Consider the following 18555-nt stretch of genomic DNA (forward strand, 5'->3'; position numbering starts at 1 on the left):
ATGAGTTAGTGTACAGGCTTTCCTGGCTTTTATACAATCAGTTGAATCGGGCTACGATCCATACTGATCCAGTATAAGATCGCCAGTTGATACGTAGAAGGGTGTTCAACCATTTTTTTAATCACGGTGGCCATGGACACGAGTTTGTTACAGACAGCATCCTGCTATCTGTGTTTCCGAACGGCCTTGTTAGTTGCTCTCGCAACACAGACAGCAGGATGCTGTCTGTGACAAACTCATCACTCTGGTCCGATAGAAGATAGAACTTCCGTATGTTATGGGCAGATCAATCAATTAGCAACCAAATTGGTAATGAACCTGTTGCTATACTATCGGATCGGGGTAGGGAATTGGCTTTTACAAGTATGGCCTGTGCATTGATGTGGTGATAATGGCTGGACCGATTTTTAAGAATTGTTAATGATGAATGCACTTATTTCCGGAAGTTTAACGCTTAGCTTGCTTCACGCCCTCATTCCCAGCCACTGGTTGCCTTTCGTAACGATTGGTAAAACCGAACAATGGAGCGTTCGACAAACACTTATGGTGACGGCTCTGGCCGGATTAGCTCATACGCTGAGCACTACGTTGCTGGGGGTACTCGTAAGCCTGGCGGGCTGGCAACTGGCCGAAAGCTATCACGAATTATCGGAACGGGCTATTCCGTTGCTGTTGCTGGCGCTGGGGCTTTGGTATCTCATGCAGCATTTACGCCATCATCATGTACACGATCATATTGATGCGGGAACGATCCGAAAGAATCGCTCATTCTCTGCGTTGCTGTTATCACTCATTGTTGCCATGTTTTTGTCGCCCTGTCTGGAGATTGAAGCTTATTTTTTGAGTGCCGGAGCAAAAGGATGGTTTGCTGTGTTGGTCGTTGCAGCTATCTATAACGTAATAACGCTGTCTGGAATGCTGATTATGGTGATGCTTGGCCGGAAAGGACTTCAGCATATTGACGCCCACTGGTTCGAACATCGCGAAAATCTGATTACTGGCCTGACCCTGGTTGGGCTGGCTATCCTGAATTTTTTCATCGAATTCTGACGTATACATGGCACACGAACATACTCACGACGATCACGATCATACTCACGATGAAGTAGAGCTGGCTGAGGAAGGAACCGTTTCCACAACGGAAACAACGCCCCGATCCGATACGTCAGAAACCTGGCGAACCTATGGCCCTGCCGTCAGTAGCTTGCTGTTGTTGCTGGGGGGAATTGCGCTGGATCAGTTGGCGAGTAGCTGGTTTCGTGATCCCTGGCGGTTGATCTGGTACGTAGTGGCCTACTGGCCCGTTGGCTGGCCCGTCGTACGTCGGGCGTGGAGCGGCATCGTGAATGGTAACGTATTTACGGAGTTTTTCCTGATGAGCGTGGCTACCATTGGCGCCTTCGCTATTCGCGAATATCCGGAGGGGGTGGCTGTGATGCTGTTCTACACCATTGGCGAATTGTTTCAGGATGCCGCTGTCCTGAAAGCACGTCGTTCCATAAAAGCCCTGCTGGACATTCGTCCTGATGAAGTAACTCGCCTTCGGGATGGACGTACCGAAACGGTTAAAGCGGCTACGGTTCAGGTGGGCGATATGCTACAGATTAAACCCGGTGAAAAAGTAGGATTGGATGGTACGTTACGTTCCGAGAGCGGTACGTTCGATACGGCTGCGCTGACGGGCGAAAGCGTACCTCGCACCATCCGAAAAGGCGAGACTGTACTGGCGGGTATGATCAATCGGCAATCGTTGGTCGATATGGAGGTAACAACGCCTTATCAGGATTCCAAGCTTTCCCGAATTCTTAAACTGGTTCAGCAGGCAACGGGTCGAAAAGCCCAGACACAGGAGTTTATTGCGCGATTTGCGAAAATCTACACCCCGATCATCTGTCTGTTGGCGCTGTTGATCACCGTAGTACCTTACTTTTTTGTAGATGATTACCAATTTTCTGACTGGTTGTATCGGGGGCTGGTGTTTCTGGTTATTGGTTGTCCGTGTGCCTTGGTGATTTCCATTCCGCTGGGCTATTTCGGTGGCATTGGCGCGGCTTCCCGTCAGGGTATTCTGGTGAAAGGATCGGTTTTTCTGGATCTTATGACGCAGTTGAAAACGGTTGTCATGGACAAAACTGGTACGTTGACCAAAGGTGTGTTTAAGGTTCAGGAGGTTAAACCGATCAATCTGGACGTAGCGCAACTGGCTCAACTTACGGCCGCTTTAGAAAGCAAATCGACCCATCCGGTGGCGACGGCTATTCTGGCTTACGCAGGCGACGGTTATCAATCCATTGCTGTGCAGAATGTCGAGGAAATTCCGGGTCACGGTCTGAAGGGGCAGGTGGCTGGAAAAACAATGCTGGCGGGCAATGGTAAACTGTTACGTAAATTCAACGTAGCGTTTGATGAAGCGCTTACTCAGATTCCATATACGATTGTGCTGACAGCAATTGACGGTCAGTTTTCGGGCTATTTTATCATTGCCGATGAAGTAAAACCCGATGCCGCTGCGGCCATAAAACGTATCAAAGCAGAAGGAATTCGTACGGTTATGTTATCGGGCGATAAAACGGCTGTGGTGGAGGCTGTGGCCCGTCAGGTTGGTGTGGATGAATGGCATGGCGATTTATTGCCCGAAGATAAAGTGCAGCAGGTAGAACGCCTGAAAGCCGATATGGCATCGAATCCGAAAGCCAGGCTTGCCTTTGTTGGTGATGGTGTTAACGATGCGCCCGTTGTGGCCTTAGCCGATGTGGGTATGGCTATGGGCGGACTGGGATCGGATGCTACCATCGAAACCGCCGATGTAATTATTCAGAATGACGAACCGGCTAAAATCGCCACGGCTATTGACATTGGCCGGGCTACGCGCCGGATCGTCTGGCAAAACATTACGTTATCGCTGGTTGTCAAAGGCATTGTTTTACTATTGGGCGCTGGCGGGATTGCTACGATGTGGGAGGCTGTTTTCGCTGATGTAGGAGTAGCCATGCTGGCTATCCTGAATGCCGTTCGTGTACAAAATCAGTAGCCTGGACGTCCTCGTCCGGGAGACTGATATCCAGGATACACTGTTTCTCTCCCGGACGAGGACGTCCAGGTTACTGTTGATAAACGCGTACGTAATCGACTTCGAATCGAGTAGGAAAGTGGGTTTTGGCAGGATCGCCACCGTTATCGCCACCAATCGCCAGGTTCAATAATACGTAGTGCGGTTGCCGAAATGGGTTTGTATCGCTTCCATTCTGATTCGTTGTTTCTGTCAATAACACCTGGTTAAGTAGTTGATCATCAACGTACAGACGGATAGCTGTTTCGTCCCAATCCATCCGCCAGACGTGGAATTTTTTCGCCCACTCGGGATCGTTGAATGAAGGGATGAGTTTCTTCGTGGAGCGCCACTCGGCCTTGAACCGTTGGTTGGTGGCCCAGGCTACGTTAGCGAGCAACATGTTCCGGTAATATTCCATGATGTCGATTTCGCCGTTGGACGGCCATTCCCCTTCGACGCCCAACGTCCAGAAAGCAGGCCACAGACCGGGGCTGGTGTCGATGCGTCCGCGCATCTCAAATCGGCCGTATTGCCAGCTATGGAGCCCTTCTGTTTTCAGGCTGGCTGCCGTATAGTCGATAGTAGGGCGGCTGGTTTTCCAGTCGGTGCTAGTGGCCTGATACGTTGGATTTGGTTGTTGCTCCCGTCTGCCTTCAATAATCAGCAGACCATTTTCACAGCGTGCGTTCTGGGATTGATACCATTGCAGTTCATGATTGCGGACAAAGCCGCTCTCAAATACCCAGTTCTTAGCATCAGGCGCCCCGTTTGTATTGAATTCATCGGCCCAGACAAGTTTCCAGCCTGCATCCGATTTCGGGGTTGATGGTTGCTGACCATGTCCCGCCAAACTAGACAGGAGAGAAGCAGCTAGTAATAATCCTGAACGTAGCATGATGTAGTTGTAGCCTGGACGTCCACGTCCGGGAGCCTAATGCTAAATTTATGACTTACCCGGACGTGGACGTCCAGGCTACTGGCTACTTTCTGGTTTGTAGCTGACGTAGCACAGCCGCTAGTTGCTTAGGCTTGTTCATATAGGGCGACAAATCGAATAGCGAAACACGCCGAAACTCAACGGGATGACTTTCGCTTTGCAGCGAGATGTAGCCTTCCTTGATCAATTGGCCATCTTTTTTCACGGCTGGATCGACGTGAATGACGTTACCACCACCGATTTGAGGTTTGGTATAGGTCAACACCGTATCGCCCTCAACAATGTGCTTAACCAGCGAGTCGCCAAGGACCAGCGCTTCGGCATGAACCCATTGGGCGCCAGCGTAGGTTTTGGAGTTCGAATCGATACAGTGCGGGGTAAACAGTTTCCCGTCCAGTACTACATTCGTACCGGGCGTACACAGGTTGGCGGTGTGACGTTCGTGTTTGCCATCGCCACCTAGTAACTGCATTTCCAGCGAAATCGGAAAGTCTTGTTGTAGGCCCATGGTTTTGGGGTCTTGGCCGTGGAGCATCGCCCCGCTGTTACGTATGGCCCAGCCGGGGCCTCCTTTTACCTGATCGCCAACAAACCGGTACTCTACTACCAGCAAATAGGCCGAAAACGGTTTTTTGTAAAAGATATGGCCGTATTGCTCATCAAACGCCTGGTACTGATCGTAACGAACAACAAGCTTTTTGTCTTCAACCCGGAACGTATTACCATAGTTGTCGTTGAGCGGATGGCCCGTTATTTTGATGGCCCAGTCTTTCAGATCTTTACCATTGAACAGTTCGATCCATTTGCCTTTCGATTGAGCCTGACAAAGAGTGCTGATGAGCAGAAAAGATACCAGTAATAGGAGTTGTCGCATAGTTAGATAAATTGATAGAACGCCGATTTTATGATTGATGAAGATCATATATATCATAACCATCTGCGTTCTATTGTTGTCATTTACTTGCCGGTCGCTGGCGTTTTAGCGGAGGACGTAACGTTTTGATTTCCAAATACAATGTATTCTAAGCTAAACAAGTCCCGATTCGGGGTTTCTGGCTTGACGAATACAAAATACAGATCGTGCTGACCGCCCGGATTCTGGATTGGGGTGCTTATTTCCTTGTAATTTTTCCATTCGCCGGTTGCGGTATAGGCTAATGTACTGATTACTGGTCCAGTTGGTGAATCGGTATGCACCTCGATTGTTGCGTTTTTGTCTTTCGATGAATAAAGATAGGTTAGTTGATCAATACCTTTCAGATCAATATTCTTCAGGACGAAATACGACTGATTATGAATGCTGCCGAGCCGTTTCTCCTGCCGGGTCACGTTGTGCAGCACGTCGGCTTCGCTACCCAGAACTTTCGTTGGACGTAGTACCAATAGGTCAGTTTTAGTTAAAGCCAGCTGAGTTTTCGGTTTGCCAGTTGGCGGTACCAGTGAGCCTTTGTCGGTGTAGGAGGCTGTCAATACGTAGCGTCCAAGCTGTTCTTTGCCAACGTGTTGATTGAGTGTTACGTTACCTTGTTGTGGCAGGCGGTTCTCAACTGGTTCGTTCCCAACCGACAGAATATATTTCACCATTTCAGTCGCTTCCTCGCGGGATAGCTGCGGGTGGGCGCTCATCGCGTGTTCGCCCCAGACGCCCCCACCGCCAATGATGATCTTGTTGGCTAGTTTGGCGGTAGCTGTTTTATCGTCGCGGTAGCGGTTGGCCACTTCCGTAAACGCCGGGCCGACCGATTTGGCGGCCAGCTGGTGACAGGCTTTACAATCAGAGCCAGCAATCAGATTTTTGCCCAAACTAAACGTCGAGGTCAACTGCTGGTGGCCCATCTGCGGTTCCGGATTGACTTTAGGAATGTAGTTGAGTACGACCTTTACGTTCTTCTTGTCGATGGGTTTATCTTCTTTATCGCTGACCTGTACAGTATACGCAAACGGGGTCGATTTAGGAGAAAAGAACGTGCGGTTTTGGCCCGTCTGGATCGATACTTGTGGCGCTGTGTTACCCACTTTAATGGTTACGGCATCGGTACTCGATTTGCCGTGCTGGTCTGTTACAGTCAATGTTGCCTTATAGATCCCGTTTTTGCGGAATGTATGCGTTGGATTCGCTTCCGTCGACGTAGCGGTGTTTCCGTCAAAACGCCATGCGTAGGTCAGTTTATCGCCTTTGTCGAAATCCTGGCTTTTGTCGCCGGTAAACGCTACGGTTAAGGGTGCCAGACCAATCGTATCGGTGGCAATGGCGTTGGCGACTGGGGCGCGGTTTCCGCCGTTGAAATCAATTCGGACCAGACGCGCATCTTCATTATCAATGCCGTAAACTGAGCCGTATTCCAGCATATAAACGCTGCCATCCGGGCCTATTTCCATATCGACCGGGCGACGAAAATCGCCGGTTTTCGGCATGAATGGCTCCATCGACTGACAGTTTTGCTGCTCATCCAGGCGTAATGCGTACACCCAGTTTCGCATCCAGTCATACACAAATACGGCTTTGTCGTAGTAAGCAGGCAGTTTAGTTGTTGATTGCAGATTAGCATCGTAGTGGTACACTGGTCCACCCATAGCGCAGCGCCCGCCAACGCCCAGTTCCGGAAATTCTTCCGATTTGTTGTAGGGATACCAAATCATGGGTTTTTGGGCGGGGGGCAAGTTTTTGATGCCTGTGTTGTTGGGCGAATTGTTTACAGGTGCGTCCACATCGAACAAGGGGCCAACGGCTTTCGTGGCAAAATCGTATTGATGATACGGCTTGCTATCGCCCACGAAATAAGGCCAGCCGTAGTTACCTGCTTTCTTAGCCTGATTAAATTCGTCGTAGCCGCGTGGGCCCTGCTTCCCATCTGTACCAGCATCGGGCCCAATTTCGCCCCAATATAAAATCGACGTAGTGGGGTCGACCGAAATCCGATACGGGTTCCGGCAGCCCATTACGTATATTTCGGGCCGGGTTCCGGCGGTGCCTTTGGGGAAAAGATTTCCTTCAGGAATCGTGTATGACCCGTCGGGTTCGACATGAATTCGTAAGATTTTTCCGCGTAGATCGTTTGGGTTTCCAGCCGACCGTTGCGCATCGAATGTTAAGCGGCCACTACGTTCGTCGATGGGTGCGTGACCCGATGATTCAAATGGAACCGTATTGTCGCCCGTAGAAATAAATAGGTTGCCGTGCGCATCCCAGGCCATAGAGCCGCCTGTATGCGCACTGACTTCCAGATCGATTGGAAATTCGATAATAGCTTTTTCACTGGCTACGTCCAGCGTATTGTCGTCATTCATAATGAATCGGGCAATACGTTGTTTCGTTTGTTCTTTGTCCTGAACCGTGTAGAAGAAATACAGGTAGTGGTTTTGGTTGAAATTAGGGTCGATGGTCATGCCCAACAGGCCGTTGAGGTATTTATCGATGGCTTTGGCCGGAAAGTCGTACAACAGCCGTGTTTTCTTCGAAACAGGGTCGTAGAGGTAGAACTTGCCTGCTCGTTCCACAAAAAACACCCGACCATCCGGCGCAACGGCCAGCTCCATTGGCTCATTAAGATCGTTGGACAGAATGGTTTTGGTGAAGCGATTTTCTTCGGGGCGGTTCAGCGTATCGGCGAACGCTGATGCTGGATTGGTCGCTGGTTGACGTTGCGGTATCCAGTCGGTAGGCGTAGTTGTTAGTCCAAGCCAAAGCCCGAGTGATAGACTGTATTTGATGAAAGGAATGAACATGGAATAATGGATGATACGTAGTGAAAAACAACTGGCCGGGGCTGGATTGACTCGGAGGTTTTGCCCGTCAGTAAAAGGGTTTTGACTCGTGCAAAAATAGTACGTTTCCCATCAGAAATGGCGTCTGCTTTTGTCGAAATATGAGCTAAAGTAGGCCCTGCTGCTGCTGCATTTCTTCGCTGTAATCATTTTTCTTCTATTGGGTTGTTACTGATAATTCGGAGATGAGTTTTCACTGGCAGATTATGTCAGCCAGGTCCGTTATTTTGTCCGGGCGTGAACAATTGTTGTCCAGATACGGACAGGTGTATAGTTTATGTATTTTGTTAAGTGGTTGATTGTTAGGGTGTTTAAATTCTTGGCATGAGCTTTGGCATATAGGTGAATGAACAATAAACAACACGTTAAATAACTACTCCCATGTTAACATTACTAAGTAAACTAGCTCTTTCTGCCTTGATCAGCACTTCGTCTCTGACTGATACTACGACACCTAAATCGGCGACATTTGATGCCAGTGCTTTCGTGACCAATGACAATCAAGTTCGTGTATCTGTGATTAAACCTGCGAATTCGTACGCCGAACTAGTATTACGTGATTCTGATAATCAGGTGGTATTTCGTCAGAGTTTGCGTCGTAAAGAGGATAAACTGGCAGTAAAGCTCAATGTAAATCAACTGGCTGATGGTAAATATGAGCTGGAAGTTGTGTCGAAAGAAGGGAGCATTCGCAAACAGTTAGACCTATCGACCAAACCTGTAGAGACAAGCAGTCGCCTTGTAGCTATGCAATAAATTTAGTCAACCTATTCTAGCGGAAAGCCTGGCGTGAGCTGGGCTTTTTGTTTTATGGTATTTATTGAGCGTTGTTTCTAATCAAATTCTAAGCAGTTTCTAAGCTTACTTTTAGAGTTCTGCGGCAATTTTCCAGTTGTCTAAACTACGCATTCGATTGTACTGATTCAATTGGTTGGTACATAGAGCGTAAACTACCTTAATCGTTATTGGAAAATGGCTGCCAGAAAGAGAAAAAAAGTCAGAAAAAAAGCTAAAACGGATGTAACTGCGAATAGTGCAGGAACAAAAAGCCTGGTCAATAAGGGCATTACGGGGGTTATGCTTCTGTTCGCTGCCATTTTGATTATACTCGAATTTGTCGACATCGTTGGGTATACATATCAGTGGTGGCAGGAAGTAGGATCTGTCTTTTAGCTTCTGATTGTATTACTTCCTAATCGATCAATCGCTTGGTTAGTGTAGAAACTACCGCTTCAGAGTTGGATTGTCCCGTTCATAATCAAGCAAACTACGTATTCCTTCGCTCGTTAAACAGTAGGAGCCAGATGAATGGTTTGGTTCTATGAGTTCCAGCATCATGAGTTCCGCTACTAGTTGGTGGATAAGGACAGTGTTAAAATCCAGCTTTTCTGCTACGTAGTTAGCATTGGCATGATCGGATAGGCTGGATAGCAGTGAATACTGGGCGAAGGTAATGACCATGATAGTAGTAGCCGCAAGCTCGATTTACGTCAATCAGAATATCGTTAAAACCTTGCTCTAAAGTAATTGTCACCTTGTTGCTACGTACTGACGCTGGCGTAAACAACCTGGTTTTGGGCGTGAATGGCCAATAAGTAACCAGGCCTGACATTGATGCTACGTATCGACGTAGCAACAGAGCAGTTGGCAAACTATGGGTTTGCTTATAGCCTGCCTTGGGTTGTTTGGGGGAGGTAAACTTGTGCAAAAGCACCAACAGGCTTACTCCCAGATTCGTTAGTGTGAAGTAGTAAAAGCTTGCTGCTTTTCGCTTACAGCAGAAGGAACGTCTATTTATGAAACCTTTTCTGCTTTTCTGGGGAATCATTTGGATCTCTATACAGGGCTACTCTCAGAACATCACATCAACTGTTTTTACATCTGCTCAGTTGCCGGTAACCAGCCAGCCGGGATACGAAGAGCGGACTTTATTGGAAGGGATAACCCGAGATTATTCTCACGTACTACTTCAGGCTATTACTGTATTGGCCAATCAACCCGAACAGCCTACTCAACAAGTAGATGAAGAGAGTGTACTGATTGTAAAAACTGGCCGTTTGACGCTGTCGCTTGGCGAAAAACGTAAGACACTGAGATCTGGAAGTGTGGTTGTCATTATGCCGGGTGATGCCTATCGAGTGGATAATAAATCCGATCAACCGCTGGTCTATTATCTGATGCGGTATACATCGAATGAAATGCCCGATCTGGATTTGGATCGGTTAAAAGGGCATTCATTCTGTGTCGATTGGGACGATGTTCGTGCTATAGAAACCGCTCGGGGTAGTGTTCAGCAGGCTGTCAATTATCCTACTATCATGAGCAATCGACTGGCTATGCAGGTGACGAGCCTCAATCCCGGCTTGAGCGATCATGCGGAACCGACTCATCGGGCAGCGGAGCTTTTACTCGTTCTGGATCATCCCGTTCAGATGACTATAGAAGGCACAACAAAAGAGGTCCAGGTTGGTGACCTGGTTTTTGTTGAGTCGGAGATTGCGCACCGTATAGATAATAACAATCAGCAACGTAGTACGTATCTGTCGATTCAGTTTTAGGGGACGTTAGCCCTCAATGAGATACGTTTCCAATAGGCTAAAGCTACTTGTCGACTCGTTTTAGCTTCTTGCCAATAAGCTTGGGGGTTACTCAAGGATCATACACCCCTAACCATAGAACACCCGATTGTATTAATTGGCTAATGGCCGAACTTTCCGTAGCAGAACCAGATTGGCGAAACACACAATCGCCCGAGCCTAATCTTGAAAAAACTTATAGTACTACATGCACTAAAATGTACACCAACAAAAAAGCACTTAACATTATTTGTTAAGTGCTTCATTTTCAGTAGTGGGAGTTGAGGGATTCGAACCCCCGACCCTCTGCTTGTAAGGCAGATGCTCTGAACCAACTGAGCTAAACTCCCTGATTTTTCCTTTTTTTTGGCGACCGTTGTCGTCGTTTGGGAGTGCAAATATAGGGGCCTTTTAAACCGTTTTGCAAGCTTTTCTATGAAAAAATTTTAAAGTTTTTTGCAATCGACTGACAGACAGAGGAAATACTTATTCGAAATTTAAATATAACGTAACAGTGTGAGTAGTTAGTCGATTGATTCCAATGCCAGCAGCATTGGCAGAGGGCCTATAAAGATTTAAAAGCCCGTGCGAAAAACGTAATTCGGGAGCAAATTTGAAGAATTCGAAAAACTGTTCGAAGCCAACACCGTATTCTACCGCTAAGTCCATATTACCCGTGCTAAGCCTGCTGGCGCCCTGGAGTTCTTTACGTCGAACATTGGTCTCAATACTGAAACTACCACCTGCCAGCAGGTACATCCGCGAATTGTTACGTCGTTCGGATTTGTATTTCAGGAGAAGTGGAAGATCAACCCAGGTCGATTCGCGCGTCTCGATTTTCTGGGCCCCTCCCGGATAATCATAGTGGACTTCGCGACTAAACAGCGATACCGAAGGGGTTAACCGGAGATCGAACCGGTCGTTTAGAAAAGCATTGACCACAAACCCCACCCGGAAACTGGCTTTGTTGGGCGAGTATATTCGATAGGCAGAGTCGGCCGTCAGAAAAGAAGGACTGTAACCAACGCTAAACCGGGTAACGGGCATGGCAAAGAAAAAACCGTAATGGATTTCTTTATCGTCGTAACGTTCCAGATGCTTCCGAACATACTTGTACCCCTGCGCCTGTACGTTTGATGGCAACGTAAAGAACAATAGAGCGAAGAGAACGGCCATCCGGGCCATCGTCTTCCAAGAGCTGCGCCATGCAGAGAAACGTTGAATCAGCATGGGTAAACTGAATCCTATTGTTTGTGGCCTATGTAGATAGAAGCAACGCCGAAGGTTAGCGGTATCCATTTCGTGTTGGTGAATCCGGCTGCTTCGTAGATGCGCAGAAAGTCAGAGCCATCAGGAAATGCCTGTACGGATTCGGGTAAATACGTATAAGCCGATGCGTCTTTACTTACCATACGCCCAATGAGCGGCAGAATAGTACGAGAATAAAAATTATATACCTGTTTAAACGGGAACTGACGCGGATTTGAGAATTCCAGAACGACACAGACACCGCCCGGTCGGACAACTCGTTGCATATCCGTTAAGCCCTTCTGCAGATTCTCAAAGTTCCGTACACCAAACGAAACGATTACAGCGTCGAATTCATTGTCTCCGAATGGTAAACGTTCGGAATCGCCTGAGCGCATCTCAATGATTTTGTCAACTCCGCGCTCCTTCATTTTGTCGCGGCCAACGGCCAGCATACCCTCCGAAATATCAACACCAATGATTTTTTCGGGTTTTAAGGCGAGCGCTTCCAGAGCAAAATCGCCCGTTCCGGTTGCAATGTCCAGAATCTTTTTGGGATTGTACGGCTTTAGTTCTCGAATGGCCCGTTTGCGCCAGAGAATATCGATGCCGCCACTCAGAACATGGTTTAACAAATCATATTTTGGCGAAATGCTGTCAAACATTTCGGCAATCTGCTCACGTTTGGAGGTCTCTTTATCTTTATAAGGAACGACGGCCATATAGTTGAATTATGAATGAGTGATGATAGAATGACTGAATAATTTGTTCGCCAACCATTCTATCATTCGCTCATCCAAGTAGTAATCAGTACAAAGTTAGCGCCATAACGGTACGTTTGGGTCGAAAGTTTGATATTCCAGTAGCGAATCCGTATTTTTCCAATTGGTGCCACTCTTTCTACAATCTGAATCATGATGTTTCCTCTCCTTCTGCCAGCTTTGCTGGCGCTACAGCTCCTGGCGACTCCACAACCTACCGATGATGAATTGCTTAAGAAAGCCCGTAAAATCCATCAGCGCGTGCTGACGCTCGATACCCATGCCGATGCGCCCATTATGATGAAAGGAGAGGGTTTTGACGTAGGAGTAGCTCACGATACGAAGAAAGATAAGTCGCAGATTGATTTTCCGAGGATGAAACAGGGAGGAATGGACGCGATGTTTTTTGCCGTTTATACCTCACAGGGACCCCGTACGCCCGAAGGCCATGCCGAAGCGAAACGGGACGCCCTGAATCAGTTTGATCTGATTCATAAGGCCCTGAAAAAATACCCGAATCTGGCCGAACTCGCTACTACGCCCGACGACGCCTATCGGATTCAGAAAGCAGGCAAACGAGCCATTTTTATTGGGATGGAAAATGGTTATCCCGTCGGTGATGACCTGTCGATGCTCCAGAAATATTACGATCTGGGCGCTCGGTATATCACGTTGACCCACTTTGCGAATAACCTTATCGGCGATTCGTCCACCGACCCCGATGGGCCTATGTATGGAGGGTTGAGTGAATTCGGTAAAAAAGTCGTTGTCGAAATGAATCGGCTCGGTATCCTGATCGACGTATCACACGTGGCCGACAGTACGTTCTACGATGCGCTGGCGTTGTCGAAAGCACCGGTTATTGCATCGCATTCCAATTGCCGGGCTTTGTGCGATTTTCCACGTAACATGACCGACGAGATGATCAAAGCCATTGCGGCCAAAGGGGGTGTTGTGCAGGTAAACTTCGTAAGCGATTATCTAAAAAAACCGTCAGACGAGCATCGGGCCGCTAAAACGAAAATTCGGATGTCGCGGGTTGGCAAGGTGGCGACCCCGGAAATGGAAGCCCGAATTGCTGCCCAGAGCGATTCCGTATCGAAGGCCTATGCATCTGAGCGGGCCAGCCTTTCCGATATTGCTGATCACATCGATCATATTGTTAAAATCGCGGGTATCGATCACGTGGGTATTGGATCGGATTTCGACGGGGGCGGAGGGGTCAATAGGCTGGAAGATGTCAGCCAGATTGAAAACCTGACGGTCGAACTGCTACGTAGAAAATATTCCGAAGCCGACATTGCCAAAATCTGGGGTGGTAATCTGCTACGTGTTCTGGGCCAGGCTAAGGCTAAATAAGGTTAGTCATATGAGCACGATACTACAGACCCTGAAAAGTCGAAATGCTCTGTTATACGGGTATGGGCTATTTTGTCTGATCGGGACAATTGTTTGTCTCGTGCTGACCATGAGTACTAAGCAGTACGTATTGGGCATCAATGCTTTTGTCAAGCCAGCCAAGTTTTTTGTGTCCATCTGGATTTTCTGCTGGACAATGGGCTGGTTCACCGGATTACTACCCCGGCAACGTAGCGTGATCGTCTATAGCTGGGTAGTTGTGGTGGTGATGAGCATCGAATTGGTCATCATTACGGGCCAGGCTTCGCTGGGCAGGCTGTCGCACTTCAATACCAGTTCTGCGCTGGATGTTGAGTTGTTTGCTGTGATGGGAGTTGCCATAACGATTCTTACCGTGTGGACTGGGTACATTGGTTATCTGTTTTTCAAGTGTAAGCCCGCAACGGTTTCTGCTACGTATTGGTGGGGTATTCGATTCGGCATACTCCTTTTTGTCATATTTGCTTTTGAAGGATTCATGATGGCAGCCCGGCTTGGGCATACGGTTGGTGCGCCCGATGGAGGGCCTGGTTTGCCCGTAACGAACTGGAGCACGTACCACGGCGATCTGCGTATCGCTCATTTTTTCGGGATGCATGCTCTTCAACTGCTTCCTTTGTTTGGTTATTTTGTGGCCAAACGTTCCTGGCAGGTGATCGCTGTTGCGATCATGTATTGTTTGTTTGTGTCCATTTTGCTGATACAGGCATTGGCCGGAAAGCCGCTGCTCTAGCACGAATTAGTAACGTTTGCCAGTTAATCTCGTTCGGGAATCGGTAAAGAAAGCCAGTAAGGTTCTTTCCATTTTATACGATACTTTCTTTCGCATGAACCGTTCTGACTTCCTGAAAACCTCGGCTCTGGCAGGAGCTTCCCTGATTACTGATCCTATTGAAGTTCGTGCCTTTATTACTCGTAAAGCCCCGCAAAAATACCGTACTGCTTTGGTCGGGGCTGGCTGGTGGGGCAACAATATTTTGCGCGCTGCTTTGCAGGCTGGCGAATCGAAATTGGTAGCCATTTGTGATGTCGATACGCGCCAACTCCAGAAAACGGGCGAAGAGATCGCTAAACTGACCTCCGATAAGCCGAAGCAGTATCGCGACTATCGGGAGATGTTGAATACCGAAAAACCCGAAATCGTTATTGTGGCAACGCCCGACCACTGGCATCCGCTAATAGCTATTGCGGCTATGAAAGTTGGCGCACACGTCTACGTAGAGAAACCCATCAGCCACACGATCAACGAAGGAAAGGCGATGGTGAAGGCGGCTCGGGATACTGGGAAAATCTGCCAGGTCGGTATGCACCGGCGCGTGTCTCCCCATAACGTATCGGGGAGAGAGTTTATACAGTCGGGAAAACTTGGGAAAATTGGTATGGCGCGGGCATTTGTTCACTACGCAGGTGGCGCAGGTCAGCCAACACCCGATAGCGAAGCCCCCGCTGAGATAGACTGGAATATGTGGTGTGGCCCAGCGCCCTTACATGCCTATAACAAAGCGATGCACCCAAGAAGCTGGCGTAATTTTCTGGATTACGCAAACGGTACACTTGGTGACTGGGGCATTCACTGGATGGACCAGATTTTATGGGTAACTGAAGAAAATCATCCTCGTAAAGTATATTCAACTGGCGGCCGGGCGATCAAACAGGATAATAGCGATGCGCCTGACCATCAGGTCGCTACATTTGAGTTTGACAAGTTTACTGCCGTTTGGGAACACCGGACATTTGCCGGAAACAATGCTGAGAAAACACATCCACAACAGGCTGTCGGCGTTTATTTTTATGGAACGGAAGGCACGTTTCACATGGGATGGCTCGATGGCTGGACATTCTACCCGGCCGATTCGAAAAAGCCGATCATTCATCAGGATGCGCAGTTAGATAAGCCTGACGATCAGAATATTGCCTTGCTGTGGCGTAATTTTCTGGATAGCATCAAAAGTAGCAAACTGCCAGTTTGTGATATCGAAATCGGGCAGCGTTCTACCAATATGGCTTTGTTAGGTATGTTGTCACTGAAACTGGGACGTAGTGTCGAGTGGGATGGCAAACAGATTCAAAACGATCCGGAAGCCAACAAGTTATTGAGCCGCGCTTATCGGGGCGAGTGGCAATATCCGGTTTAGTTCTTTATGGAGATAGAACGATACATTACACAAAACCCCGGCTTCGATACGTATCGAAGCCGGGGTTTTGTGTGGTCCAGGACGTAGCGAATAGCTTTGTTCGCTACGATCCGTTATCGGCAATTAGGCTTTCTTCATCCCAGCCTTCGTCGACACGTAACGTAGTGGCTGTTCGGTCGGCCTGAATCAGGCGGCTCAACTCCTGCTGATTTTCCCGAACGGCCGAATAATACTCATCATCGTTCCGGATCGCTGATAACCGCTTTAGCGTACGTTCATCGTGCATAAAAAACATTTTAGCTGCTCGCGTTGCTTCGTGCGCACGGTGGCCCAGCAAGGTCATAGCATCAATACCGACGCGGAGACTCGTGTCCAGGGTTTCGCGATAGATGTGTAGTATACCGGCATTCATCAGATCGTAGGCATCGTAACGATTAGTTGAACGTACCAGAATGTGTAGTTCCGGGAAATGTTTTTTTATCGTTTCGATCATCTCCAGCCGCTTCTCTTCATCGCCAATGGCGATAACAATAACCTTCGCCTTGGCAGCGCCCGCAATTTCGAGCAAATCATGGCGGCTGGCATCGCCATAATGAACATGATAGCCCATCCGGCGTAACCGATCGATGTTGTCGCTGTTACTGTCCAAAACGGTTGTCCGTATATTGTTCGCTTGTAGAAAACGGCCTATTGTGCTGCCAAAATGCCCATATCCGGCAATGATAACCGGACTGTCCTGCTCATCAACGAGATCGCTCTCGCGATCTTCGACTACATCGGCTGTAAGCGTCAAGCGAGGTAGCATTAGCTTCTCATTGACCAACATAACCAATGGCGTAAGGGCCATGCTGATCGCAACAACCGCTGTCATGGTATCGGTTATTTCTTTCGATAAAATGCCTTCCTGCGATGAAAAACTGAACAGTACGAAAGCAAATTCGCCAACCTGACAAAGCCCGAAACTGAAAATGGCATTCTGGTCGCGGGTGAGCGAAAACGATCGGCCCAGAAAGAACAACACAACTAGCTTGGCGAGCATAATACCGAAGACAAGACCTAAAATCAGTGCCGGATTGGCCAGCACCAGATCGAAGTCGATGGAAGCACCAACTGCGATAAAAAACAGGCCAAGCAGCAGCCCCTTAAAGGGATCGATATCGCTTTCGAGTTCATGTCGATATTCGCTGTTGGCCAGTACGACACCCGCCAGAAATGTGCCCAAGGCAGGGCTCAACCCAACGGTTGTCATCAGAACGGCAATGCCAACTACCAGCAATAAGGCCGTGGCCGTAAACATCTCGCGCATACCCGTCCGGGCAATGATTCGGAATAAATACGGCGTTGCGTAGCGCCCTGTTATAACAACGGCCGCAACTGATCCTAACGTAATGATGGGCTGAAGCCAGGTTGGTAAAGAATCCAGTACGTTAGCACTGTGGTGACCTCCTTCTGTAGCGGGAGCAATTTCGCCACTAGCCAGTAGCGGAAACAGCGCCAGCATGGGAATGACGGCAATATCCTGGAATAAAAGCACTGCAAAGGAGCTTTGACCGGCGGGGGTTTTCATAAGGCCCTTTTCGTTAAGCGATTGCAGTACAATGGCCGTCGACGAAAGAGAGCAAATCATACCCAGCGCAAGGGCTTGTTTCCAGTCAATACCAAAAGCCAGCGCCAGACCGGCAACCAGAACGGCGGTTAGACCAACTTGTAAGCCCCCTGTGCCAAGAATTGACTTACGCAGCCGCCAGAGTCGGGAAGGTTCCAGCTCAAGACCAATGACAAAGAGCATGATGACAACGCCAAATTCGGCGAAATGCATGATGTCGGTGCCTTCCTGCCCAATAAATTTTAAACCCGCGGGACCAATAATGATCCCTGCGAGCAGATAACCCAGAACGGAACCTAATCCTATTTTTTTGGCAATGGGAACCATAATGACCGCTGCGGCCAGATAAACCATTGCCTGAAAGAAAAATGTTTCCTGCATCAGTGTTGTTGCGTTGACTGGTGGATATAAGCCGATAAGTATCGGCTGTCGATTGATTTATTTGGTTGTCAGTAAGGAAGGAGCTAACTCGTTTAGATACGTAACTTTCTGATAATCGAGCGCTGAGAATTGGTCATGCACTAATGCTTCCAAAATAGCTCGATACTGCTCGGCGTATCGCATTAACTCCTCTTTCGTGATTCGGTGGGTGCCGTGTACGACGAAAGGAGGCAGGTACTCCATTTTGCACAAATGGGCTGTCTGGTCAAAAGGCAGTAAGAACTGATTAACCGAGTAGCGATTCCGGCCCGTTTCCTGATACGTATCGGGTCCTCCGCCACAGGAAATAACGCAGCCCATTTTCTTGCCTACCAGCGCATTACCCCGTGTGCCATACGCCCAGTTATGTTCCAGAACCAGATCGAGCCACTGTTTAATAATGGCGGGGCTGCTATACCAGTAAAAAGGATGCTGGAAAAGAATGATGTCGTGTTGAAGTAAAAGCTTTTGCTCAGCCGCAACGTCGATAAACATATCCGGGTATTTCTCGTACAGGTCGTTAAACGTTACGTCGTTTATGTTACGGCAGTAATTAATCAGGGAACTATGAACTTTTGATTTACTAAGGGCAGGATGGGCAAACTGAATCAGAACGCGAGCCATAGGTTGAGGAAGATAGTGGTTGAGAGTGTGGCA

Annotated in this window: 16 protein-coding genes and 1 tRNA gene; 8 read left to right on the forward strand and 9 right to left on the reverse strand. The window is 48.3% G+C overall.

The genetic code is table 11. The annotated features are described in order from the left end of the window. The first annotated feature begins 423 nt into the window (after positions 1-423). Together GK108_RS04395 and GK108_RS04400 are read left to right on the forward strand one after the other, a co-directional pair. A complete protein-coding gene (locus GK108_RS04395; RefSeq protein WP_163943828.1) occupies positions 424-1050 on the forward strand; it encodes a hypothetical protein in 627 nt (208 codons plus the stop codon). Positions 1051-1057: 7 nt separating this feature from the next. Then, complete coding sequence (locus GK108_RS04400; protein ID WP_163943325.1) at positions 1058-3031, forward strand: heavy metal translocating P-type ATPase; 1974 nt, start codon at positions 1058-1060, stop codon at positions 3029-3031. 70 nt (positions 3032-3101) lie between these two features. Here GK108_RS04400 and GK108_RS04405 read toward each other — a convergent pair whose 3' ends face one another. The 3 genes from GK108_RS04405 to GK108_RS04415 form a co-directional block, all read right to left on the reverse strand. After that, positions 3102-3947, reverse strand: coding sequence for a glycoside hydrolase family 16 protein (locus tag GK108_RS04405; RefSeq protein WP_163943328.1), 846 nt, complete (start codon positions 3945-3947; stop codon positions 3102-3104). A gap of 85 nt (positions 3948-4032) precedes the next feature. After that, on the reverse strand, positions 4033-4863 hold the full coding sequence (locus tag GK108_RS04410) for a 3-keto-disaccharide hydrolase (RefSeq protein ID WP_163943332.1): 831 nt from the start codon (positions 4861-4863) through the stop codon (positions 4033-4035). A gap of 83 nt (positions 4864-4946) precedes the next feature. Further along, a complete protein-coding gene (locus GK108_RS04415; protein WP_163943335.1) occupies positions 4947-7715 on the reverse strand; it encodes a PQQ-dependent sugar dehydrogenase in 2769 nt (922 codons plus the stop codon). Positions 7716-8135: 420 nt separating this feature from the next. Between GK108_RS04415 and GK108_RS04420 the strand changes: the two genes are divergently transcribed. Together GK108_RS04420 and GK108_RS04425 are read left to right on the forward strand one after the other, a co-directional pair. After that, on the forward strand, positions 8136-8510 hold the full coding sequence (locus GK108_RS04420) for a hypothetical protein (protein WP_163943339.1): 375 nt from the start codon (positions 8136-8138) through the stop codon (positions 8508-8510). A 216-nt stretch (positions 8511-8726) separates the two neighbouring features. Beyond that, on the forward strand, positions 8727-8927 hold the full coding sequence (locus GK108_RS04425) for a hypothetical protein (protein WP_163943342.1): 201 nt from the start codon (positions 8727-8729) through the stop codon (positions 8925-8927). Positions 8928-8978: 51 nt separating this feature from the next. Here GK108_RS04425 and GK108_RS04430 read toward each other — a convergent pair whose 3' ends face one another. After that, positions 8979-9215 (reverse strand): hypothetical protein, encoded by a 237-nt coding sequence (locus GK108_RS04430; RefSeq protein ID WP_163943345.1) that lies wholly within the window; start codon positions 9213-9215, stop codon positions 8979-8981. A 335-nt stretch (positions 9216-9550) separates the two neighbouring features. Here GK108_RS04430 and GK108_RS04435 point away from each other — a divergent pair, with 335 nt between their 5' ends. After that, on the forward strand, positions 9551-10312 hold the full coding sequence (locus GK108_RS04435) for a cupin domain-containing protein (RefSeq protein WP_163943348.1): 762 nt from the start codon (positions 9551-9553) through the stop codon (positions 10310-10312). Between the two features lie 293 nt (positions 10313-10605). On the opposite strand, the gene GK108_RS04440 is transcribed toward GK108_RS04435, so the two are convergent. The 3 genes from GK108_RS04440 to ubiE form a co-directional block, all read right to left on the reverse strand. Next, positions 10606-10680 (reverse strand) — tRNA-Val (locus tag GK108_RS04440). A gap of 136 nt (positions 10681-10816) precedes the next feature. Beyond that, on the reverse strand, positions 10817-11506 hold the full coding sequence (porT, locus tag GK108_RS04445; RefSeq protein ID WP_246224693.1) for a type IX secretion/gliding motility protein PorT/SprT: 690 nt from the start codon (positions 11504-11506) through the stop codon (positions 10817-10819). 68 nt (positions 11507-11574) lie between these two features. After that, a complete protein-coding gene (gene ubiE, locus GK108_RS04450) occupies positions 11575-12300 on the reverse strand; it encodes a bifunctional demethylmenaquinone methyltransferase/2-methoxy-6-polyprenyl-1,4-benzoquinol methylase UbiE (protein ID WP_163943351.1) in 726 nt (241 codons plus the stop codon). A 195-nt stretch (positions 12301-12495) separates the two neighbouring features. On the opposite strand from ubiE, the gene GK108_RS04455 reads away from it, so the two are divergent. From GK108_RS04455 to GK108_RS04465, 3 genes are all read left to right on the forward strand, one after another. Next, positions 12496-13698: a dipeptidase gene (locus GK108_RS04455; RefSeq protein ID WP_163943833.1), complete on the forward strand. Its 1203-nt coding sequence runs from the start codon at positions 12496-12498 to the stop codon at positions 13696-13698. Between the two features lie 10 nt (positions 13699-13708). Further along, positions 13709-14470 (forward strand): hypothetical protein, encoded by a 762-nt coding sequence (locus GK108_RS04460; RefSeq protein WP_163943354.1) that lies wholly within the window; start codon positions 13709-13711, stop codon positions 14468-14470. 94 nt (positions 14471-14564) lie between these two features. Beyond that, on the forward strand, positions 14565-15872 hold the full coding sequence (locus tag GK108_RS04465) for a Gfo/Idh/MocA family protein (RefSeq protein WP_163943357.1): 1308 nt from the start codon (positions 14565-14567) through the stop codon (positions 15870-15872). A gap of 103 nt (positions 15873-15975) precedes the next feature. On the opposite strand, the gene GK108_RS04470 is transcribed toward GK108_RS04465, so the two are convergent. Together GK108_RS04470 and GK108_RS04475 are read right to left on the reverse strand one after the other, a co-directional pair. Beyond that, entirely contained in the window at positions 15976-17859 is a 1884-nt protein-coding gene (locus tag GK108_RS04470) for a monovalent cation:proton antiporter-2 (CPA2) family protein (protein WP_163943360.1), read from the reverse strand. A 57-nt stretch (positions 17860-17916) separates the two neighbouring features. Further along, complete coding sequence (locus tag GK108_RS04475; RefSeq protein ID WP_163943363.1) at positions 17917-18522, reverse strand: NAD(P)H-dependent oxidoreductase; 606 nt, start codon at positions 18520-18522, stop codon at positions 17917-17919. Positions 18523-18555 lie beyond the last annotated feature (33 nt).

The sequence above is a fragment of the Spirosoma terrae genome (genome assembly GCF_010435915.1).
GTDB lineage: Bacteria > Bacteroidota > Bacteroidia > Cytophagales > Spirosomataceae > Spirosoma > Spirosoma terrae.